Source organism: Bacillus sp. FSL H8-0547 (assembly GCA_038002745.1).
In the GTDB taxonomy this organism is placed as follows: Bacteria; Bacillota; Bacilli; order Bacillales; family Bacillaceae; genus Bacillus_P.
On sequence record JBBODD010000001.1, the window covers coordinates 2,570,382 to 2,590,917 of the forward strand.

General features: G+C 44.3%; 21 protein-coding genes. 9 read left to right on the plus strand and 12 right to left on the minus strand.

Annotated features, from left to right (window positions below; all coding sequences use genetic code 11):
• Nucleotides 1-5 precede the first annotated feature (5 nt).
• The 4 genes from MHB63_12635 to MHB63_12650 are packed head-to-tail and all read right to left on the minus strand — an operon-like array spanning nucleotide 6 to nucleotide 4,642.
• Nucleotides 6-1,487: a Na+/H+ antiporter subunit D gene (locus tag MHB63_12635; GenBank protein ID MEK3807382.1), complete on the minus strand. Its 1,482-nt coding sequence runs from the start codon at nucleotides 1,485-1,487 to the stop codon at nucleotides 6-8.
• Nucleotides 1,480-1,821: a Na(+)/H(+) antiporter subunit C gene (locus MHB63_12640; protein ID MEK3807383.1), complete on the minus strand. Its 342-nt coding sequence runs from the start codon at nucleotides 1,819-1,821 to the stop codon at nucleotides 1,480-1,482. The genes MHB63_12635 and MHB63_12640 overlap by 8 nt, the downstream gene beginning before the upstream one ends.
• Entirely contained in the window at nucleotides 1,821-2,255 is a 435-nt protein-coding gene (locus MHB63_12645; protein MEK3807384.1) for a Na(+)/H(+) antiporter subunit B, read from the minus strand. The genes MHB63_12640 and MHB63_12645 overlap by 1 nt, the downstream gene beginning before the upstream one ends.
• Nucleotides 2,252-4,642 (minus strand): Na+/H+ antiporter subunit A, encoded by a 2,391-nt coding sequence (locus MHB63_12650; GenBank protein MEK3807385.1) that lies wholly within the window; start codon nucleotides 4,640-4,642, stop codon nucleotides 2,252-2,254. The genes MHB63_12645 and MHB63_12650 overlap by 4 nt, the downstream gene beginning before the upstream one ends.
• Before the next feature lie 215 nt (nucleotides 4,643-4,857).
• Here MHB63_12650 and MHB63_12655 point away from each other — a divergent pair, with 215 nt between their 5' ends.
• Both MHB63_12655 and MHB63_12660 read left to right on the plus strand, forming a co-directional pair.
• Entirely contained in the window at nucleotides 4,858-5,085 is a 228-nt protein-coding gene (locus MHB63_12655) for a hypothetical protein (GenBank protein MEK3807386.1), read from the plus strand.
• A 407-nt stretch (nucleotides 5,086-5,492) separates the two neighbouring features.
• On the plus strand, nucleotides 5,493-6,050 hold the full coding sequence (locus MHB63_12660) for a DUF5366 family protein (protein MEK3807387.1): 558 nt from the start codon (nucleotides 5,493-5,495) through the stop codon (nucleotides 6,048-6,050).
• A gap of 49 nt (nucleotides 6,051-6,099) precedes the next feature.
• Here the strand turns inward: MHB63_12660 and MHB63_12665 are convergent, their stop codons facing one another.
• The 3 genes from MHB63_12665 to MHB63_12675 all read right to left on the minus strand — a co-directional run bounded on the left by MHB63_12665 (nucleotide 6,100) and on the right by MHB63_12675 (nucleotide 9,886).
• A complete protein-coding gene (locus MHB63_12665; GenBank protein MEK3807388.1) occupies nucleotides 6,100-6,498 on the minus strand; it encodes a thiol-disulfide oxidoreductase DCC family protein in 399 nt (132 codons plus the stop codon).
• A 58-nt stretch (nucleotides 6,499-6,556) separates the two neighbouring features.
• The gene (locus MHB63_12670) at nucleotides 6,557-8,383 is read right to left on the minus strand and encodes a transglycosylase domain-containing protein (protein ID MEK3807389.1); all 1,827 of its coding nucleotides are present in this window, start codon (nucleotides 8,381-8,383) and stop codon (nucleotides 6,557-6,559) included.
• Between the two features lie 324 nt (nucleotides 8,384-8,707).
• Nucleotides 8,708-9,886 carry an MFS transporter gene (locus MHB63_12675; protein MEK3807390.1) on the minus strand — a complete coding sequence of 393 codons (1,179 nt, stop codon included), beginning with the start codon at nucleotides 9,884-9,886 and terminating at the stop codon, nucleotides 8,708-8,710.
• Between the two features lie 225 nt (nucleotides 9,887-10,111).
• On the opposite strand from MHB63_12675, the gene kapD reads away from it, so the two are divergent.
• Nucleotides 10,112-10,735 (plus strand): 3'-5' exonuclease KapD, encoded by a 624-nt coding sequence (gene kapD / locus MHB63_12680; protein ID MEK3807391.1) that lies wholly within the window; start codon nucleotides 10,112-10,114, stop codon nucleotides 10,733-10,735.
• 27 nt (nucleotides 10,736-10,762) lie between these two features.
• Here the strand turns inward: kapD and MHB63_12685 are convergent, their stop codons facing one another.
• Complete coding sequence (locus MHB63_12685) at nucleotides 10,763-11,152, minus strand: kinase-associated lipoprotein B (GenBank protein MEK3807392.1); 390 nt, start codon at nucleotides 11,150-11,152, stop codon at nucleotides 10,763-10,765.
• A 145-nt stretch (nucleotides 11,153-11,297) separates the two neighbouring features.
• Between MHB63_12685 and MHB63_12690 the strand changes: the two genes are divergently transcribed.
• Nucleotides 11,298-11,507, plus strand: a complete 210-nt coding sequence (locus MHB63_12690; protein ID MEK3807393.1) for a hypothetical protein — start codon at nucleotides 11,298-11,300, stop codon at nucleotides 11,505-11,507.
• A gap of 130 nt (nucleotides 11,508-11,637) precedes the next feature.
• On the opposite strand, the gene MHB63_12695 is transcribed toward MHB63_12690, so the two are convergent.
• The 3 genes from MHB63_12695 to MHB63_12705 form a co-directional block, all read right to left on the minus strand.
• Nucleotides 11,638-12,051 (minus strand): hypothetical protein, encoded by a 414-nt coding sequence (locus tag MHB63_12695; GenBank protein MEK3807394.1) that lies wholly within the window; start codon nucleotides 12,049-12,051, stop codon nucleotides 11,638-11,640.
• Nucleotides 12,048-13,346 carry an ATP-binding protein gene (locus tag MHB63_12700; protein ID MEK3807395.1) on the minus strand — a complete coding sequence of 433 codons (1,299 nt, stop codon included), beginning with the start codon at nucleotides 13,344-13,346 and terminating at the stop codon, nucleotides 12,048-12,050. The genes MHB63_12695 and MHB63_12700 overlap by 4 nt, the downstream gene beginning before the upstream one ends.
• Nucleotides 13,347-13,651: 305 nt before the next feature.
• Nucleotides 13,652-14,818, minus strand: coding sequence for a MalY/PatB family protein (locus tag MHB63_12705; protein MEK3807396.1), 1,167 nt, complete (start codon nucleotides 14,816-14,818; stop codon nucleotides 13,652-13,654).
• 112 nt (nucleotides 14,819-14,930) lie between these two features.
• On the opposite strand from MHB63_12705, the gene MHB63_12710 reads away from it, so the two are divergent.
• Complete coding sequence (locus MHB63_12710; GenBank protein MEK3807397.1) at nucleotides 14,931-15,185, plus strand: DUF1871 family protein; 255 nt, start codon at nucleotides 14,931-14,933, stop codon at nucleotides 15,183-15,185.
• A gap of 37 nt (nucleotides 15,186-15,222) precedes the next feature.
• Here the strand turns inward: MHB63_12710 and MHB63_12715 are convergent, their stop codons facing one another.
• A complete protein-coding gene (locus MHB63_12715) occupies nucleotides 15,223-16,050 on the minus strand; it encodes an alpha/beta hydrolase (GenBank protein ID MEK3807398.1) in 828 nt (275 codons plus the stop codon).
• 235 nt (nucleotides 16,051-16,285) lie between these two features.
• Between MHB63_12715 and MHB63_12720 the strand changes: the two genes are divergently transcribed.
• The 4 genes from MHB63_12720 to MHB63_12735 all read left to right on the plus strand — a co-directional run bounded on the left by MHB63_12720 (nucleotide 16,286) and on the right by MHB63_12735 (nucleotide 20,339).
• Nucleotides 16,286-16,786 carry an Lrp/AsnC family transcriptional regulator gene (locus MHB63_12720; protein MEK3807399.1) on the plus strand — a complete coding sequence of 167 codons (501 nt, stop codon included), beginning with the start codon at nucleotides 16,286-16,288 and terminating at the stop codon, nucleotides 16,784-16,786.
• Nucleotides 16,783-17,952, plus strand: a complete 1,170-nt coding sequence (locus tag MHB63_12725; GenBank protein MEK3807400.1) for an aminotransferase — start codon at nucleotides 16,783-16,785, stop codon at nucleotides 17,950-17,952. The genes MHB63_12720 and MHB63_12725 overlap by 4 nt, the downstream gene beginning before the upstream one ends.
• A gap of 196 nt (nucleotides 17,953-18,148) precedes the next feature.
• Entirely contained in the window at nucleotides 18,149-18,706 is a 558-nt protein-coding gene (locus MHB63_12730; protein ID MEK3807401.1) for an RNA polymerase sigma factor, read from the plus strand.
• Nucleotides 18,699-20,339 carry a hypothetical protein gene (locus tag MHB63_12735; GenBank protein MEK3807402.1) on the plus strand — a complete coding sequence of 547 codons (1,641 nt, stop codon included), beginning with the start codon at nucleotides 18,699-18,701 and terminating at the stop codon, nucleotides 20,337-20,339. Before MHB63_12730 ends, MHB63_12735 begins: the two co-directional genes overlap by 8 nt.
• Nucleotides 20,340-20,536 lie beyond the last annotated feature (197 nt).

Sequence of the window (20,536 nt, forward strand, 5' to 3'; positions counted from 1 at the left end):
ATCATCTACTCCTTCAGCACGGCTTGAATATAGATTGACGGATCAAGCAGCGTTTCTGCAGCTTGAGTGATATAAGGTGCAGCAGCTTCTGTACCGAGTCCGAATGCAGCGGACAGAGCGATCAGGATGGCAATTGGATAGAGGAGTCCTTTTGTGGACCCTTTCTCTTCTTCTTTGGAAAGCTTTACTTCACCCCAGAATCCATGAATGAAAATCTTCATGACGGAGTAGAGGACAAGCAGACTCGACAGAAGAACAAATAAAGCGAAGACATATTCTCCGGCCTCAAATCCGCCCTGGACAATTTTCAGCTTTCCGACAAATCCGCTCAGCGGAGGAATGCCTGCCAGGGAAATAGCCCCGATGAAGAACAGCCATCCAAGGAGGGGATGATGTTTCAGCAGTCCGCCCATCTTCCTCAGATCGCTCGTGCCGGTAATAACAATCATGACACCTGCAAGCATAAAGAGTGCGCCTTTGATAATCATGTCGTGAATAAGATAATAGACGGCCCCTTCGATTCCTGGAGAATTGAAGACAGCTACACCGAACAGGATAACGCCGACGGCAACGATAATATTGTAAATGACAATTTTATCTACGTCCCAATAGGCAATGGCTCCTATTACGCCAAACAGAATCGTAAGGATGGAAAGCCAGGCCAGGATTTGGTGTGTATAGCCTGTATCGTGAATAAAGATCAGGGTATAGACTCTTGTAATGGAATATACGCCAACCTTCGTCAAAAGCGCTCCAAACAGAGCGGTAACGGCAGCCGGAGGTGCTTTATAGGACCCAGGCATCCAGAAGTAGAGCGGGAAGATGGCGCCTTTTATTCCGAAAACGACTAAAAATAGAATCGCAATGACTGTCAGCAGCCCTGTCTGCCCGTTCTCTGCAATTTTCTGCCCGAGGTCCGCCATATTAAGCGTTCCTGTCACCGCATAAAGGTAAGCCACCGTAATGACAAACAAAGCAGATGAAACAATGTTAACCAGAATATATTTAATTGATTCTCTAAGCTGCGGCTTTGTTCCTCCGAGCACAATCAGAACATAAGAACTCATCAGCATCACTTCAAAGAAAACGAACAGATTGAAAATGTCGCCAGTCAAAAAGGCGCCTGTAACTCCGGTTAAAAGAAACTGCACCGCCGAGTAAAAATAGAAGCGTTCTCTCTCAGGTCCAATTGAGCGGAATGCAAACAGAATGGAAGTGAGTCCAATAATGCTTGTCGCAAGTACCAGCAGGCTTGCGAACATGTCCGCAACAAAAACAATTCCGTAAGGCGGAGCCCAGCTTCCAATCTCAACTGTGAGGATTCCGTTCGTTCTGACTTCCTGAACAAGCAGAGCGGATATGACTACTGCCAAAACGGAAGCAATCACGCTCAGCCACTTTTGTATGGTGATATATTTGTTGAAAAAGATTAAAAGAATGCCTGCCAATAATGGAACAATCAGAGGCAGCATCACGATATTATTCATTATGATCATTTCCCCTTAACTGATCCATATTATCGCTTCCAAGCTCCTGATAGGCTCTGTACGCCATTGTAAGGAAAAAGGAAGTAACACCAAAACTGATGACAATTGCAGTCAATATCAATGCCTGCGGCAGCGGATCGACATAGGAGGATGCCTCTTCGCCGAGCAAAGGAGCTGCTCCTTTTTTCAGCCCGCCCATGGTCAGGATCAGAAGATGGGCGCCGTGGCTTAACAGCCCTGTGCCGATAATAATCCGCAGCAGACTTTTTGAAAGCATTAAATACGTTGCAGCCATAAACAATATGCCAGCGACGATCGACATTAAAATTTCCATTATTCCGTCTCTCCAATCGTCTGAATAATGGTCAGAGTCACTCCGATAACAACGAGGTACACTCCAAGGTCAAACAGAACGGCAGTGGCAAGCTCTGTATCGCCGAGCAGCGGGAGGTCAACATGCCCGTACGTATGGGACAAAAACGGCACTCCGAAAAAGAAAGAGCCGACACCTGTCAGAACAGCAATCAGAAGTCCTGCCGCCGCCATGTGAATATAGTTGACCGGCAGTATGCCTAAAACGGTTTTAACATCATACGCAAGCAGAAGGAGAACAATCGCAGAGGATGTCATGAGTCCTCCCACAAATCCTCCTCCAGGCGTGTAATGACCTGCGAAAAAGAGGTAAATCGCAAAGATGACAATGATGAAAAACACGACTTTTGTGATGGTCTGAAGGATCACATCATTTGTTTTTGGCTTTGAATTCATCCTTCTTCCCCCTTTGCCATGCGAAGTTTTACCATTCCATAGATTCCGAGTGCTGCAATGCAGAGAACGGTTATTTCAAACAGCGTATCGAATCCGCGGAAATCCACCAGGATAACATTGACCATGTTTTTTCCGCCGGCAAGCTTGTAGCTGTTTTCAATAAAGTAGGTTGAAATCGTTTCTCCTGCTCTGCTGCTGTTTGCAGAAATAGCTACCAGTGTGACAGTAAGGCCTACACCAAGCGAAATCAGGAAATTAACCAGTCTGAAGCTGAGCTTTTTCTCCTGCTTTTTAAATTTCGGAAGGAAATAGAAGCAAAGCAGGAAGAGAGCAACAGAAACCGTTTCAATGACAAGCTGAGTCAGTGCGAGATCAGGTGCGCGGAACAGCACAAAGAATAACGCCAGACTGTATCCGACAGAACCGAGTGCAATAATCGCTGTAAGTCTTGATTTTGAAAATAGGATGGTCACGGTTCCAAGCACCATGGCAAGCGCAAGAACAACTTCGTAGATTCCGATTTCAGCAGTGCCGTCAAGCGTAAACGCAAATCCGTCTTTAACAGCCATCGTTCCAAGTGTAATCGCAATCAGGAACACAAAGATGTACGCAAGGTAGTCGCGGATAAACCCGGTCATATAAAAGCGGGTGAAACGGTTTGAAAAGCGTTCCATTCCGTTTAAAGACGCGTCATACAATTTGTTGAGTGCAAGCTTCTTCGGGAACAGATCATAGACTTTTCGCCATTTTCCAAGAGTTAAATAGAGAAGGGTTCCAATCACAATCACGCCGATAGTCATGAACAGCTCGGGCGTAGGACCGTGCCAGAAGTAAATATGCACTTTAAACTGTTTTCCCTCCGGAAGAAGCGAAGGCAGAATGGATTCCACTGCCGGCTCAATTAACGTGTAGGAAAGCAGGTTCGGGAAAAAACCGAAGATAACAACGAGTGAAGCTAGAATAATCGGCGGTATCAGCATGCCGATCGGCGCTTCATGCGGTTTTCGCTCAAGTTTTTCAAGCTGAACAGGACCGGTAAACGTCTTAAATACAAGCACCATGCTGTACAGGAATGTAAAGACGCTTGCAACCCAGGCGAGGACAGGGAATAGCAGGCCCCATGTGTCCACATTGAAAAGATCCATCTTCGTCACATGAATCATGCCCGTAAAGAACATTTCTTTGCTCAGGAACCCGTTAAACGGCGGCAGGCCGGCCATCGAGAAGGCACCAATAACCGCAATTGTAAATGTAATCGGCATAAAGCTCATCAAGCCGCCGAGTTTCCGGATGTCGCGGGTGCCTGTTTCATGGTCAACAATACCTGCGACCATGAACAAACTGCCTTTAAACGTGGCATGGTTGATTAAGTGGAAAATGGCCGCAACCGTTGCAATTGTAAAGTAATTATCATCAAGCGAGTCATAATGCAGCGCCGCTGCACCGACTCCAAGCAGAGACATAATTAATCCAAGCTGACTGACCGTTGAAAACGCAAGAATGGCCTTTAAATCTGTCTGCTTGACCGCGTTCAGCGATCCCCAGAAAAGAGTCACGATTCCAAACAGGGAAACAAGCCAGAACCATTCGGGAGTAAGCGCAAAAACGGGACTGAACCTTGCGACAAGATAAATACCCGCTTTTACCATCGTGGCTGAGTGCAGATAAGCACTGACCGGAGTCGGCGCTTCCATCGCATCAGGCAGCCAGATGTAAAACGGGAATTGTGCCGATTTTGTAAACGCCCCGAGAAGCACAAGAACCAGTGCCAGAATGAAAAGCGGATTCTCCATCATTTGAGGAACAGCATCAATCATCCCGCGAATACTGAATGTGCCGGACATTAAGTAGAGCAGCACAAAGCCTCCAAGCATGGCAAGACCGCCGAATACCGTGATCAGCATCGACTTCAGTGCACCATACCTTGATTTTTCTCTGTGGTACCAATAGCCGATCAAAAGGAAAGAAGAAAGGCTCGTAAATTCCCAGAACGTATAAAGAACGATGACATTATCAGATAGAACCACACCGAGCATGGCCCCCATAAACATCAGCAAATATACGTAAAAATGATTTAATTTTTCTTTTTCTTTAGATAAATAATAAATGGAGTACAGGACAACGAGCGCTCCGATTCCTGTAATCAGCAAAGCAAAAAGCAATCCAAGCCCGTCCACATACGCCGTAAAATTAATTCCAAGAGACGGAATCCATTTCACGGTTGATGTCACTGTCTCACCGATAAAGCTTAGAAAATAGCCAAATAAAACAACAGGCAGAATAAGGACGAACCAGCCTGTATGTATGTTTCTGAAATATTTATAAAGGAAGGGTATCAGAATGGCCAGAAGAAATGGTGAGATGATAGCCGCATGCAATAACGTCATTTTTGAACCTCCTTACAATAAAATTTCACGGTCATAAGACCCTAAATGCAATTATAACGTAAAAATTTCGATCGTGCATTTCTCACACATCTAGTATTGACCAGCTTTTATCGTTCTATTAAATAAGAAGAGAAAGCTAAATCAGGCAAAAAATAACGGGATTTTTTTGTATAGCATGGGGAGAGAATGAGAAACCTATTGCTGAGGTGATCCATATGCTGAAAAAGAAGATCATCACGGCATCCGCATTGTTTTCCGTTCTTTTTGCCGCCGCATGGGCTGCAAACGAATCAGCAGAACAGCCTTTTTACAATCCAGGATACCAATCCGAGAGCGATTCTGAATGGTCTGAAAAACAGGAGCCGTTCTATTTATCCAACGAAGAAAAATGGATGCTTGAAAAATTCAAACCAAGAGAATATATCAGAATCGTAAATAAGTAAACGAAACCGTCTGGATCAGGCGGTTTCGTTTGCGTGTGTAGGGCGGATTTGGCTCATGGGTGAATCAATTCATCTGCTCTGGCAAACATTCGTGGTATTGCTGCCCCCTATTATGGGATACCTGGCAGCAATCATAGTTTTACAACCAACAATTGTGAGATTACAACCAACTATTACAGTTTTACAGCCAACATTGTTTTTATTACAACCAACTATCGCGAAATTACAACCGACTATTCTGCTCCCAACAGCCGAAATATGACTGCCAGCCCCGTATTCCGCTGCTGACCTATGTATCAATCAGACACCAAAATGACGCCTCTTCTCTTTTTTCCATTTCCTTCTTGTCACCCGGACCTCATTCGTTCATACTAAATGAGTATTCTGACGGATTAGGAGATTATGGAATGAAAAATACGTATTTCACCAGCTACTTCCCCCTTATCGCTATTCTTCTGTTCAGCACATCGCTTTCAATTTCGACTGTTTCTGAAATTGTAGGACTTCTAAAGAGGCTTGGCGTATACGGCGGGATGCTGGAATTCTTTTCAGAGAGCGGCATCAAGCTAGCTCTTTTCACGGTTTTTGCCCTTATTTATTTTATGGTTTTTTCTGCACTTAAGCTGATTTCTGATACCGTGACAGAGCTTTCACTTCTGTTTTTCTCAAAGGATGCTGAGGGGGAAAGCCTGAAGAAAATCAGGCTCGGTTCTGCCTTTTACCTTGCAGGAGGCGGGGTATCCCTGCTGCTTGTTCAATTTGGAGCAGCGATTATTGCGGTTTTTCTATTGGCAACGATCTGCTACTTCATTTTTGCCGTGTATCAGTTCAGTTTTTTCCTGACATCCTTTTCGCTGATTGGCCTTGTTCTGTTTCACGTACTGTTCTGGTCGGTTTTTTTGTTCGGTATTCTTTTTATTTGCATGAAGCTGTATAACAGCCTTTTGGCGAGTCTGCCGATATAAAGCGAAAGCCCCTCAGTTTTGAGGGGCTTTCGTTTGCTTCGGGCAAATTTTACAGAAATCTTTTTCTGACTTCTTTAGACGGCAATGTGCAGGCGTCTTTTTTTCCGAACCATTTGTATCTGTTTTTTGCGATCATCATGTAGACGGCATCTCTTATCGGTTTTGGAACGGCAATCAAAAAATAAAGCGCTCTATATATTCCGCCGAGCTCTTTGAGAACGCGCAGAGCTGCAGTGGATTTTGTATGAACCTTCTCTTCATCCAGATAGACAAAACTGTCGTAATCTTCAAGTGGGAGTCCGTGTTTCCTGAGCAGGCTCTGGCCGGCTTCCGATTGGAGGGAAGCAAAGGAGAAGGCTTCTTTCTTGTCGTGTTTTAAGACGAATTGAACGGTTCCGTCACAAAAATTGCAGACACCGTCAAATAAAAGAATTTTGCTGTGTGTCATGTTACTCACCTGCTTTTAGCTGTTTCTTTTTCTATTCCCCAATCATAAAACGAAAAAACTAGCGGTTCTTTGTGATATCTCTCCAAATCAGCTGATGCGGTGCTGCTGTTGAAAGGCTCTCAATGCTTTCTGCTTTGTCTTTTCCAATCCAGACAGCAGCTGTATAGGCATCCGTTAATCCGGCGAACCATAAATCATTGTAATCATTCGTCGTGCCGGTTTTGCCTCCTGTATAGGCAGCTGAATGGTTTGCTTTCGTTCCAGTTCCGCTCTCTGTCACTGAAGTAAAAAGCGCCCGCATTTTCGTGTTCGTTTCGCTTTGCCAAACACGAACCGGCTCGTCCTTCCATTCATATAACAGGTTTCCCTCAAGGTCCGTCACACTTTTAATAGCACGGCTTTTAGAAAAAACACCGTCATTTCCAAAAGCAGAATAGGCCTGTGTGAGTTCAAGAGGGGAGAAGCCGTATGTGAATCCTCCGATTGAAACAGGAAGTCTGTAATCCTCTTTGACAATTCGGCTGAATTTGAAAGGCTCTAAGTATGAAAAGGCCTTTTCAACCCCGACTTCATTCATCATTCTTACGGCCGGTGTATTATAGGAGCGCTTAAAGGCTGTCTCTAGCGTTACCCGGCCGTACGTTTTTTCATCGTAATTCTTTGGACAATACTCCTTGTCGCAAAATGGTTCTGCGCTGATCATGGAATCCGGGCCTGCCCCTGTGGTTTCAAGATACGGCACATAGTCAAGCAGAGGCTTTATGGCCGATCCGGGCTGGCGGTATGCCTGATAGGCGCGGTTAAAGTCGAACTTTTTATAGTCCTTTCCTCCGTACATCGCTTTAATTTCATGAGACCGGTGGTCAATAACCACACTTGCCCCCTGTACAGACGGATCTGTCAGATGATTTTTAAAAGCATCCGAAACCTGTATCTGAAGAGTAGGATCGAGAGCAGTTTGGATACGCACTCCGCTCTTCAGCAGATCCTGCAAGCGGGTTTTAAGCTGCTCGTTCAAACGCTCTTTTTCTGCACTGTCCGCTTTTGAAAGCTTGATGGTGTACCCTTCTTCTTCAGCGATCAGCTGCTTCAGTTCATCATGAACATACGTGATGTAATCCGGATAGCGGTCTGTTCTCATCTGGGTATTTAACCGGATTTTTTCCTCTGCAGCAGCGAGGTATTGTTCGTCCGTTATGTACTTTCCTTCAAGAAGCTCGTTAAGGAGCCGTTCCTGCCGCTTTTTCGTATTTTCAAAATTGGTAATGGGATCATACAGGGCAGGGTTGTTCGGGATGGCACTGATAAAGGCTGTCTGGGCAAGAGTCAATTTCCCGATTGGCTTGCTGAAATAATACTGGCTTGCCATTTCTACGCCGTAAACACCATTGTGAAAATAAACAGCATTCAAATACCCTTCAAGGATATCCTCTTTTGAAAAGGTCCGCTCAAGATGGTACGAGTATAAAAGTTCACTCAGTTTGCGGTTATATGATTTTTCATGAGTTAAAAAGACATTCCTTGCAAGCTGCTGTGTAATGGTGCTTCCGCCCTGATCGGCTGACTGGTTTTTGGCATTCACAAGGACTGCCCTCGTCATGCCGGCCGGGTCAAATCCGATATGCTCATAAAAACGCTGATCCTCTGAAACAATGAAAATCGTTTTTACTGCTTCAGGTATCTCTTCTAAAGGAACAAATCTTCTGTTTTCCCGTGAGTTGACAATTTCTGAAGCGATGCTTCCATTTTGGTCAAGAATGTAGCTGTTTTGAATCATGGGAATGTCTGTTAAAGGAATCCGTTCATCTAAAACAGTCGAAACGGCTTTTACTTGTTTTACTTCTTCCCCTGAGAGCATAAATAAGAAAATGAGGAGAGGGGACATTGCCAGAAGACATATCCAGCCTGTAATTGAACGCAATGATGTCACACGCCTTTAAAGTTTATTGGTATGATAAATGGCCCGACTCTTTCTGCCTGTCAGGGCTGAACGGTCGGCTCGGCTTTTCACGTTGTCCAGCTCCGCCTCCCAGCCCTTCCGTCAGAACAAAATCCCCCAAAAAGTCAAAACCGGACTTTTCGTGTGATTTCTTTTCTGCCTGTCAGGGCTAAACGGTCGGCTCCGCTTTTCTTTTCATATTACCATTTCCCCTCTTATATTAGAATATTTTTCCTGCGAAAAAAGCACGCTGTCATGGACAGCGTGCTTTCAGCTGGCTTCTGCCAGCTGCTTTTGTTCTGTGCGGACACTTTTCCATAAGAGGATCGCTCCGGATAAAAAGAGTCCTGCTGTTACGTAAAAAACGGCTGAAATGCCGAACCCGCCTGCAATGGTTCCTCCTAATACAGGACCGGCGACATTCCCGAGGAATTTGAAGCTTGTGTTGTAGCCGAGCACTTCTCCCTGCATAGAAACGGGCGCGGTCTGCCTGATAAAGGCTGTGATACAGGGAATGATGCCGCCCATCACCAGGCCGAAAAGGAAGCGGAAAATCATCAGCTGCCAAAGTGTGGTTACAAGGGCTTGGGGAATAAAGCAAAAAACAGATGCAATCAGCAGGCCGATCAATACTTTTTCATGTCCGATGCGGTCACCGAGAGCGCCCCATTTTCGGGAAGCCAGCAAATTGCCTGCTCCTGTTGCGGAAAAAGCCAGGCCTGAGAAAAACGCTAGATTGACAGGACCGTGAAGTTCGCTTACATAAAGGGCAAGGAGGGGCTGAATGCTGAAGTTTCCAATTTGGATCAGCAGCGTCAGAAACATAATGGTCAAAAGCAGCGGAGATTTGAAAATATGCTGCAGAACCTGTTTGCGCGAGTAGGATTTTCTTCCTTCTTCTTTTGTTCTGAGCGGTTTTTCTTTGATGCCGAAGGCTACAAGCAAAACAGATATGTAAATGACGGCGGATGTAATGAAGAATGTGTAGGTAAAGCCAAATTGATCAGCGAGGAGACCTCCAATCAGCGGTCCGAACAGTCCCCCTGACACGGTTCCCATCTGCAGAGTGCCGAGGGTGCGGCCGGCTTCTTCCTTTTTGGTTTGGGCGGATATGAGGGCAAGAGATGTAGGAATAAACCCGGTCACTGCCCCCATCACCAGACGGAGAACAAACAGCTGATGCACGGATTGAACAAACCCCATCAGAAAGATGCTTGTGGCAATTCCTGCTCCGGTCATGATCAGGATCTTTTTATAACCGTATTTATCGCCGAATCTGCCCCACAGCGGGGAAACAAGGAAGGCCATTAAAAAGGAAATACCAAACACATATCCTGACCATCTGCGAATATAGTCATCTGAAAAATCACCGAATGTACTCAAAAACAAAGACAAAAATGGCATAATCATTGTCGCGCTTGCTGCAACAAAGAAATTAGCCGTCCACATGATGAGAAAATTGCGTTTCTGAATAGAAATAAAAACACCTTCTCTGGTAGAATACCCATATTTATTTCGTGTCCCTTAATATTATAAATCAATCCTTTCGTTTTTTGAAATATTTATGGAGGCATATTCATTATTTTTCGAAAAATGAAGCTATATTTTCGCGTAAGGTGATATAATAGTAATAAAAAGGAAATGATGAATTTTTGGAGAAAGGAGGGGGGAGAAATGGAAGCTCCTCAGCAATTAATTTTCGTTGATTTTGAATTTACTATGCCCGAAGGAAAAGCCAACCCGCGCGGATTTTATCCTGAAATAATCGAAGTAGGAATCGTTTCCGTCATCAATCAAACTGCTCACAGACAATTTTCCTCTTATGTAAGACCCGTACAGTTTCCCTTTTTAACAAACCGCTGCAAATCCTTTTTAAACATATCCCAGTCTCAAGTCAACTCAGGCATTTCGTTTCTTGACCTGATCGCCATTTTAAAAGATTTTGGAAATTATCCCAACACCACAGTCATTACATGGGGAAATATGGACATGAAGGTACTGCGCCAAAACTGCCTTAAGAACAATGTGGAATTCCCGTTTCATGCGAAGTTCAGAGACTTATCCATGGAATACAAAAAGTTTTTTGGTGACAGAAACCAGACAGGTCTGTGGAAGGCTGTTGAAGAATACGGCAAAAAAGGAACAGGAAGACATCATTGTGCACTCGATGATGCTCTTACAACCTGCAATATTTACAACCTGGTAGAAAATGACAAGCGATATTTGCAAAAGCCTGCCCCGCCAACCATTGGAGACAGAATTGATTTTTCAAAAGTTATGAACAAGTTTGCAACTTAGAGCCAAATCACTAGCAAGTGATTTGGCTCATTTGATTTTAAAATAATCCGCTTTAAGAAGCTGTATTTTCTCAAGAGACTTGACTGCCCAGGGGCGAGCATCCTCTTTTAGTTCGTTTTCGATCGCAGCCACTGCGGAAACAAGGGAATCTTTGTATGCAGGTACGGGCTCGTCATATTTGCGCACCATGTTTTTCGGGATATTGGTTTGTTCGTTTTCTGCAAGAGCTCTGCGTTCATGAAAAAGAGGAACGTCCGCTTCTTTTGGCATGTGCAGGTCGCCTTGAGCGGGGTGCCGAAGAACGGCTTTTACTTTCACTAAGTAATGTTCAGGACGCACGTTTGTAATCACGCCGATATATTTGCCGGTTTTATAGATGCCTGTCACGATCTCTCCGGTACTAAGTTCTTCTTTCAAGTTTATGCCTCCCATAAAAAATGGTGCAAATCCCCATTTTTTCTTTTTTAACGTTCTTACGTCCATTATAGCAAAGTCCTTGAGAAAAATTTTTATCAAAAGTAGAGGAAGCCATGAATTCTTGCTATAGTAAAGGGGACAAGGAGTGATTAAATTGTTAAACGCTTTCATTATGGGGCTTTTTTTATATTTTCCGGAAGACAAGTCTGAGTACCTTCCTGCCGGCATCACAATGTTCATCTTCTTCCTTTTGGCCATTGCAGCCTTTATGCTGATTAAAAAGGTATCCAGAAAAGAGGAATTGAAAGCAGAAGAGTTTGAAAGAAGCCTAAAAGCAGCTGATAAGAACAAGTAACTTCAGAATCCAATTCCGCTGTTTTCGGGATTGGTTTTTTTATTAGCAGGCTTTGGGCATTGCGGGTTACAATGTGACTCCGGCATTTCCTGAAAATGAAAAACGGCCGAGCTGGCCGTTTTTGGTCGTACTAATTTACTTCTTCAATCTCATTGCAGTCAGCCTTCACTTTTGACAGGGGCAGTCCAAAAAATGTGTAGAACTGAATGGTTGTTTCATAGCACTTTTGCCCGCTGTCTTTAACAGGCTTAATGCTCAAAACTTCTTCATTCAGCGTCAGCGCCCTCTGAAAAGAGTTGAAATGAATGGTCAAAACCGTATCAATTGCAAGGGAAGCTTCCTGCTGCATGGTTTCGTTTGGAATGGCGCTTGCACCATTGCCCATTTGTTTTGGGATGGAAAAAGCTGCAGTCAACAGGCACAGGGTCAGCAGAAAAATCAGCATAAATCGGTTTTTCAGGAGTACCCCCTCCTTACGTTCATTTCGTCCATGTCCTATAAACAGTTTATTAACAAAATAAGAGAAACATTCGATTTTATTCATTTGAGAGCTTCGATAGGGAGAGAGACGGTCACAGCTGTTCCTCCGCCTAATGTGCTCTGATAGCGGATCGTCCCGCCATGATGCTGAATGATTGAAAACGTCACCGTAAGTCCGAGACCTGTTCCTTTCTCTTTTAAAGTAAAATAGGGTTCACCAAGCCTCTGAAGCTGGTCTGCACTCATTCCGCAGCCATTATCCGTCAGTTTGATTCTCACAAATTCATGGGACGAATAAGCCCTGATTTCCACTTGTCCCTCTAAATCAGGAACGGCTTCAATTGCATTTTTAAGCAGATTAATAAATACCTGTTTCAGTCTTGAGCGGTCCCCCACAATCATCAGCCCGTCCTGAATGCTCGTTTCAATCGCAACTGTTTTATAATTGGCATAGGAGCGCATCAGCTGATCCACTTCATAAAGCAAAGAAGTCAGGGACACATTCTCTTTTTCGATATAGTGCTGTTTTGCAAGACTCAAATAATCGGTAATAATATCCTGAGCCCGGTCAAGCTCTGATAATACTAATTCGTGATAATCCTTGTTTTTATGTTCATTGTCACGCATTTCCTGGCCCATCAGCTGGATGAATCCCCTTACAACTGTCAGCGGATTTCTGACTTCGTGGGCAACGCTCGCAGCAAGCTCGCTCAGTATGGACAGCTTTTCATTTCGGATAATCTGATATCTCATGATGGCATTTTCACGAATGTATTCGGTGGCATAGTAGGTTAGAAATAAAGCGAAGTTCAGAAGAATCCAGCCGGTAATTAAAAACTTCCGGTCTTCCCCTGAAAAAACATCAGGGACCCATCCAAAGGAATGAAAAAGATACAGGGAAGCATAGGTGATAGCTGTTTTGGCATTGCCGATTAAAAGAATGACCATCATTTTTCGCCGTTTATTAAAGGAAAACCAGGAACGCTGAAAGTAGAAGGATAAAAGGGTGTAAAAAGGAATGGTCACAAGACTGAGAAGAAGCCAGTAGCCTCCTGCATAAAACCGGTAGGCAACCACGGAGGCAATGACCGCAGCACCTGAAATAGGTCCTCCATAAAGGATGCTGACAATAACAGGTATGGCGTGAAGATCAAAGCTTACACTTTCAATTGTGTGAAGCGGATAAGTCAGGCAAAGCAGGGCAGAAGGGATGCACAGAAGGGAAATAAGAATTTTGTTCCTGCTTGGAGGGGACTTGAACGGCCTGCTGAGCCAAACGGTCTGATAGAGAAAAACAGGAAACAAAAGAAAGGTTATATGAAGTATCAGTTCTTTTACAGATTCTATAGGAATAATCAACGGATTCTCACCTTTGCTATATTCTGAGTCCATTATACCATCAGAACATTCAAAAAACTCCTGAAATGACAATTTTTGTTTGCGTGCAAGAACAAAAGCGCAAGCGTCAAGGCCCGCTCCGATAGGCAGATAAGAATCCGGCGGAAAAGTCCGGGTCCCGCCTTTTTTGACGGATTTGTTCTGACAGAGGATTTAGGCGCTTACGCTTGCCGAGGATAACTTTGTTATGTTATCCACAGCCTTTTACTTTTATAATTTTCTAAATAATAAAAAAATCCGCAGCTGTGAACCGCGGATTTTTCAGATTATGAGAACGCCTTTCTTAACCGTTCCAGTCCCTCAAGGACTAGTGAGCGGGGACATCCGATATTCATGCGGACAAAACCCTCTCCGCCGGGGCCGTATTTGGTCCCATCCTCAAGCGCAAGCTTTCCTTTTTGAAGCAGCAATTCCTTTATTTCAGCATCTGTTTTCTGCAATTGCGTACAGTCAATCCAGATTAAGTATGTCGAGTCAGGCCGGATCGCGTTAAGCTTGGGCAAATGCTCTTGAATATATGAAATCACTGTGTTCACGTTCTCTTCAAGGTAGCTGTTTAACTCATCCAGCCAATTTTCACCATGTGTGTAGGCTGCAGTTAAGCCGGCTATGCCAAAGGTATTAAGGGTAAAGAACCCCTGCCGCTTTTGATATTCCTCATATTTTGTCCGGATTTCTTTATTCGGAATGATAATGGCTGAAGACTGCAGCCCTGCAAGATTGAATGTCTTGCTTGGTGCCATGCATATTATAGAGTTTCGGGCATGCTCTTTGGAAAGGGAAGCAAAAGGGACATGCTTATGGCCGAACAGCATCAAGTCTGAATGGATTTCGTCCGAAACAACAATGACATGATGCTTTGCGCATATTTCTCCGATTCTCTCGAGTTCTTCTTTTGTCCACACTCTGCCGCCCGGGTTCTGCGGGTTGCAAAGCAGCATGAGCTTCACTTTTTGATGTGCTGCTTTCTTTTCAAGATCTTCAAAATCAATTTGATAGGTGCCATTTTCAAGTTTCAATTGATTGTTTACAAGTGTGCGGCCGTTTTTCTCTGTCATGTCGAAAAAAGGGTGGTAAACAGGAGACTGAATCAGCACTGCGTCTCCAGGGTCTGTTAGGGACTGAATGGCCATACTCAGGGCAGTAACCACTCCTGAGCTGAAAATGATGGATTCCTGGGTTACATCCCAGCCGTGCCGCGCTTTCATCCATGACTGAACGGCTTTCTTCGCTTCTGGACCTGCTGAAGTATAGCCGAAAATACCGTGCGATGCTCGTTCCTGCAGGGCGGAAATTACTTCATCAGGTGCACGGAAATCCATATCTGCCACCCACATGGGGAGGACATCTTTCACGCCGAAAATCTCCTCGGAATAATCCCATTTTACTGAGTGAGTCCTGTATCTGTTGATTTCCTGATCAAACATGCTCATGATTATCACTCTCCAGTTTGATTTCTCCGGATGTTGCTCCTTTAAAACCTTATGATAAAATATGTATGGAACGTTATGCAAAAGAAAAAGGTTTGGGTGATGCGCAGTGGAAATGAGAGAAGCGAATGAGCAGATGCTCGGGCTGTTATATAAATGGGATCCGCTGAAGTACGGCGCGGAAGCATATGAAACGGAAGTATTTGATGTCCTTCAGGCGGTGCACGTCTCTGAAACACCGGCACAGCTTTCCCGAAAAATACAGGCTGTTTATGAGTTCTCTTTTGAGGAGATTATTCCTTTAAAAGAGTGTGAAAAAATGGCTGTACAGCTTTTGCTGATCAAAAACAATGCAGCTTGTGAACGATGATGCGCCGTTCTAAGCTGCATTTTTTCTGTTCCTTCACTTACACGCAAAATTCAAAAATGCGTTCAGATACAAAATCAGGGCGTTCTTCGGGAACTAAATGACCCGTGTTCTTTAATGAGAAAAAATGAGAATTTGGAAGATCCCTGTTCATTCTCTCTCCGATATGGACGGGTACAACCCGGTCTTCCTGTCCCCAAATAAGAAGGCTTGGTGTTTCGATTTTCCGCAGATCTTCTGCAGGCAAATCACCTTCTCTGTCCCTGATCATCCGCGAGAGCGCCATGAAGATACGGTCGTCGTAAAATGGCTGAATATAGCCATCCATCATTTCCTGATCAATCATTGAGCGGTCATGTACGACGTTGCATAAGTTTTTCCAGACTCCCTGTCTGCTCATGATGTGCTTGATGCAGAGGTAAAAGTAAGGAAAATAAGAGCCGAATATGAGCGAAGGATGCGACCTTTTCATATAGCCTGAGCTGCATAGAAGCACCACTTTTTTAACCATCTCAGGCATTTCTTTTGATGCGTACAGGGAAATTTGCCCTCCCATGGAATGCCCTACGAGGATTGCTTGTTCCACTTGCAGGTTTTTCAAAAGCTCAATCACAACTTTAGCCATGTTCCGGTATGAGTAAACGAACGCGATCGATTTTTCCGACCGGCCGAACGGCGGAAGATCAACAGCAATGAGATGATACTCATGGCGGAGAAATGGAATCAGCCGGCGGTAGCTGAATGTGGAAGAAAGAAATCCGTGTATTAAAACCATCACAGGTTTGCCGGGATTTTCATACACCTCATAGTGGATCCCTATCCCCTGAACATGCATCTTAAACTCCTGCTTGTTATCCAATATCACCATAATCATTCACTCCAGCATTTATTCTTAATTCCTTGAAAAAGACATGATTTGCAAAAGCTGACGGCGATGAAGTGCCGGCAGCGAAAGTTTTTACTATTTTAACCTGCCGTCCGAAAATAACTCTTGTAAAATCTACCCGGTTTTTCCCGAAAAAAAACGGAACAATGCGTGTTTGTTTTCAGATGTTCATGCTATAATTATCAGAACATTCTTAATGAAAAGGGAGGAAAAGAACATGAAGCTTACCCAAAAAGAAACAGAAATTCTTGAGCTCCTTGAAGAAAACAGCAGGCTCACTCCGCAGGACATCTCAAAAATGGTTCAGCTAAGCGTTGAAGAAACCATCCTCACAATTAAACGCCTGGAAGAGCAGAAGGTCATTATCGACTACTCGACAACTGTCAACTGGCGGAAAGTGGATGGGCATGAGGGAGTAACGGCGATGATTGACGTAAAAGTCGCGCCAAAAAGAGGGACAGGATTTGATGCGATTGCTGAAAGAATCTACAGGTTCAATGAGGTGAAATCGGTTTATCTCATGTCAGGGGCATATGATCTGTCCGTTGTTATAGAAGGAAGATCGATGTCAGAGGTTGCACACTTTGTTTCAGACAAGCTGTCAACTCTTGACTCCGTCCTTTCAACAACGACACACTTCATCTTAAAAAAATATAAACATGACGGGAAGATTTACGAACAGGACGATGAAGACAAACGGATTGTGGTGTCTCCATGACACAATCCAAGTATTTATCATATACGGTTTCAGCCCTGAAGCCTTCCGGCATCCGCAAGTTCTTTGATCTTGCGGCAAGCATGGAAGGTGTTATTTCGCTTGGAGTCGGGGAACCGGATTTTGTTACATCCTGGAATGTAAGAGAAGCATGCATCCTGTCGCTTGAACAGGGGTTTACATCATACACCGCCAATGCCGGTCTTTTGGAATTGCGCCAGGAAATTTCCCGATATCTTCACGAGAAATTTGATGTATCTTACCGGCATGAAGATGAAATCATTGTGACGGTGGGGGCGAGCCAGGCGCTGGATATCGCATTAAGAGCCATTGTGAATCCGCTTGATGAGGTGCTCATTCCTGAACCTTGCTTTGTTTCCTATGCACCGCTTGTATCGCTCGCGGGAGGAGTGCCGGTGCCTTTGCATACGCGGGCAGATGATCAGTTTAAACTTCGGCCTGAGTTAATTGAAGAAGCATTGACGGAGCGGACAAAAGCACTTCTGTTATGCTCGCCTAGCAATCCGACAGGAGCGGTCTTATCAAAGCATGAACTTGAGTTGATCGCCGAGCAGGCTGAATTGCACGACCTGTTGGTGCTGGCTGATGAGATTTATGCGGAACTTACATATGATGAAGCTTATACGAGCTTTCCAAGCTTGAGCGGAATGCGCGAACGCACCCTTTTGATTTCCGGCTTTTCAAAAGGGTTTGCCATGACAGGTTGGAGACTCGGCTTTATCGCTGCGCCCGCTGAGCTTTCAGGAGCCATGCTGAAAATCCATCAGTACGCTATGATGTGCGCACCGACGATGGCTCAATATGGGGCCATTGAAGCTTTGAAAAACGGCATGCAGGATGTTGAGCAAATGAAAAAAAGCTATCGCCGCAGACGAAACTTTTTTGTAGAAACACTGAATGAAATCGGTTTGTCCTGCCATCTGCCCGGGGGCGCATTTTACGCCTTCCCCTCAATAAAAGAAACAGGACTCAGTTCAGAAGAGTTTGCTGAAAAGCTGCTGATTGAACAAAAAGTGGCTGTGGTTCCAGGGAATGTATTCGGTGAAAGTGGTGAAGGATTTGTACGCTGTTCGTATGCCTCATCTCTTGAGCAGCTTCAGGAAGCGCTTAGAAGAATGGCTGTATTTATGGAAAACTTCAGAAAATAAAAAATGGACAAAACCTCAGAAGGTCTTGTCCTAAAAACAAAAGGGGGGAATACTAGAAAGCTTATACGCTGATAGTATTCCCCCCTTAAATTTGAGTTAAACCTGTTTTTTTGAAAAAATTTGTATTTTGCGTCCATCAGCGTGAAACAAACTGCATGCATCTCCCGTTTCACAGGTGTAAGAAGGAGGGCAGATTATGAACGATGATGAATTAGTGCGGCGGGCAAAGAAGGGGAATATGAGTGCATTCAGGGAACTGGTTGAAAAATATACGCCGACAGTCGAGCGGTTTGCGTATCAGCTTGGAAACCGGCGTGATGATATAGATGACATTACCCAGGAAGTATTTATCCGGGTATACCGGTTTTTGGACCAATTTTCAAAGGCAAAATTTTCTACATGGCTTTATAAAATTACTCTCAATGTGTCAAGGGATGCAGCCAGAAAGCGCATGTCAAACATGCAGAAAGTGTTCAAAATTCAAAATGAACCTCCGATGGATTATCCTGAGGTGGAATCGAGTGTTATTCAAAATGAGGAAGACAGGGTTCTTCACATGTGCCTTCAGAAACTGGATGAAAAATACCGGATCCCGATTGTTCTGTATTTTTTCCACGAAATGAAATATGAAGAAATCGCTGAAATTATGTCAATAACGCTTTCTGCTGTTAAAACACGCATCCTCAGAGGGAAAACGATGCTGAAAAAAATTGTGGAGGAGCACGAAAAGAAAGAAGGTGAAACACATGGATGATCAGCTTTTTGAGAAACGGCTATCGAGCTTAAAGCAATCCTATGAAAAGCTTCCAGTGCAAACATCGGCTGATCATATAATGGACCGCATCAAGCTTGAAAAGCAGAAGAATAATCCTTTCTTCAAAGCCAAAACGCTATATGCTGCAAGCTTTGCGGGTGTCATGCTGATAGCGGGGCTGCTTGGTGCACAGCTGCTTGTGCAGAATAATGAGAGAAATGGCGGAACAGGTGAACAGCCTCCTGCTGTGCAGGTGCCGCCTTCTGCTGAAGAAATTGAAGCTAAACGAAGCGAGCTTGACCTCCTGTTTAAGGAAAGACTTGCTGCTTTCAAGGCAGAGATTCAGATGCCTGACGCAGAGCTGTATCCATTTATTCAGGAAGCAGAAGATGCAGTCCGGGAATTTGACGGCAGAAATTCCTATCAGTCCATTCAGGAACTTGACAACTATTTTAAGACAGTCAAGCTGACAGTTGAACAGAACGTCTCATCTCCTGCAGCACAGCTCTCTGCTTTAAGAACAAAGGCAGAAGAAGGAGAAGAGATAAGGGATGCAGAGATCATCAGCCTTCTTGAAAAACAGAGGATGATGGAGGAGTATTTCTTTGAAAAGTGGCTGACTGTTTCAAGCACTCTTCAGTATACGGATGTAATTGCCTTCGCTGAACAATTGAACCAAAAAGGCTCCGATCATCCTGAAGCAGGGCCGGTTATTGAGGAGATCAGAAACAGCGGCTACCGTTTTTATCACGAAGGGGAAGGCATGATCAATTTCCAGCCGGATCTAGAACTCCTTGAAAACGAACTTGACCCTAGCCCGCAAATGAAGAAGTATTTTGAAACGGAAAACCAGGCACAGGTTGCCATGGATGCAGCTCTCGCTGTTCCCGTTAATGAACTGGCAGAGCGGACTGCTGCTCTTGAAGAGTTCATTCTGCAGAACCCAAACTTTAAATACCGTGAAAAATTAAAAGAGCGCTATGAGTTCTGGCTCACCGTCCTGCTTAAAGGCCTCAACAATACTATGGCTGTGGATGAGCAGCTCAGACTGAAAGAGGAATGGAAATCCGCCTTCGAACAGCTCATGAAAGACTATCCGAATCGTGAGACGACATCAGCTGTATCGGCATACTATGAGTTTTTGAAAGCGCAGAATTTCGCCTTCAAATCACAGGAGGAATATTGGCAGTATAAGGTGAACGTGCCCGAGAGCCTGAAGCCTGAGGTATCTTTCTTCAGGGGAAGAGAGATTCAGCTCCTGCCAGTATCAAGCAGCATCCAAACTGCCTATCGCGCCTATACTGACGGGGACAGCACAGCATTGAACGAGCTGCAGCCGGCTGACGTGCTCCGCCTTTATTTGTACGCCACAGTTACCGGAGATGAGGGGACTGCTTATGATCTTATGGCAAAAGACGAATCTGCACCTTCAGAAGAAGAATTTAAAGCAGGTCTAGAAGAGAAAGCCAAACAGTTCCGGGCTCTTTCTGCAAATACGGTTAAACTGAATGAAACATACAGCGAAGATGGCAGCTCAGCCGTATTTGAACTGATTCACAGGGATGGTTCGTCAATGAAGATGACCGTAAAGATAAATATAAGTGACTATACATCTAAGGTTGTGTATAACTAATGAGAAACCGGGCGGGATTCTGCCCGGTTTTTTTGGGGTTTTTTGGCGTTTTTAAGTAAACGGTGATTTTGTTAACATCATGAAAGCCAACAGCTTATTACTTGACAGTAACTAAATTGTTATTGTAAAAACAGGCCGGATATGATATAGTTTTAAATTGCGTATATTAAACGAGAAAAATCAACTTATATAGGAGT

Coding starts and splice junctions, on each gene's coding strand:
- MHB63_12635 (MEK3807382.1), bottom strand. CDS start 1,487: ATGAATAATATCGTGATGCTGCCTCTGATTGTTCCATTATTGGCAGGC.
- MHB63_12640 (MEK3807383.1), bottom strand. CDS start 1,821: ATGGAAATTTTAATGTCGATCGTCGCTGGCATATTGTTTATGGCTGCA.
- MHB63_12645 (MEK3807384.1), bottom strand. CDS start 2,255: ATGAATTCAAAGCCAAAAACAAATGATGTGATCCTTCAGACCATCACA.
- MHB63_12650 (MEK3807385.1), bottom strand. CDS start 4,642: ATGACGTTATTGCATGCGGCTATCATCTCACCATTTCTTCTGGCCATT.
- MHB63_12655 (MEK3807386.1), top strand. CDS start 4,858: ATGCTGAAAAAGAAGATCATCACGGCATCCGCATTGTTTTCCGTTCTT.
- MHB63_12660 (MEK3807387.1), top strand. CDS start 5,493: ATGAAAAATACGTATTTCACCAGCTACTTCCCCCTTATCGCTATTCTT.
- MHB63_12665 (MEK3807388.1), bottom strand. CDS start 6,498: ATGACACACAGCAAAATTCTTTTATTTGACGGTGTCTGCAATTTTTGT.
- MHB63_12670 (MEK3807389.1), bottom strand. CDS start 8,383: ATGTCCCCTCTCCTCATTTTCTTATTTATGCTCTCAGGGGAAGAAGTA.
- MHB63_12675 (MEK3807390.1), bottom strand. CDS start 9,886: ATGTGGACGGCTAATTTCTTTGTTGCAGCAAGCGCGACAATGATTATG.
- kapD (MEK3807391.1), top strand. CDS start 10,112: ATGGAAGCTCCTCAGCAATTAATTTTCGTTGATTTTGAATTTACTATG.
- MHB63_12695 (MEK3807394.1), bottom strand. CDS start 12,051: ATGAATAAAATCGAATGTTTCTCTTATTTTGTTAATAAACTGTTTATA.
- MHB63_12705 (MEK3807396.1), bottom strand. CDS start 14,818: ATGAGCATGTTTGATCAGGAAATCAACAGATACAGGACTCACTCAGTA.
- MHB63_12710 (MEK3807397.1), top strand. CDS start 14,931: ATGAGAGAAGCGAATGAGCAGATGCTCGGGCTGTTATATAAATGGGAT.
- MHB63_12715 (MEK3807398.1), bottom strand. CDS start 16,050: ATGGTGATATTGGATAACAAGCAGGAGTTTAAGATGCATGTTCAGGGG.
- MHB63_12720 (MEK3807399.1), top strand. CDS start 16,286: ATGAAGCTTACCCAAAAAGAAACAGAAATTCTTGAGCTCCTTGAAGAA.
- MHB63_12725 (MEK3807400.1), top strand. CDS start 16,783: ATGACACAATCCAAGTATTTATCATATACGGTTTCAGCCCTGAAGCCT.
- MHB63_12730 (MEK3807401.1), top strand. CDS start 18,149: ATGAACGATGATGAATTAGTGCGGCGGGCAAAGAAGGGGAATATGAGT.
- MHB63_12735 (MEK3807402.1), top strand. CDS start 18,699: ATGGATGATCAGCTTTTTGAGAAACGGCTATCGAGCTTAAAGCAATCC.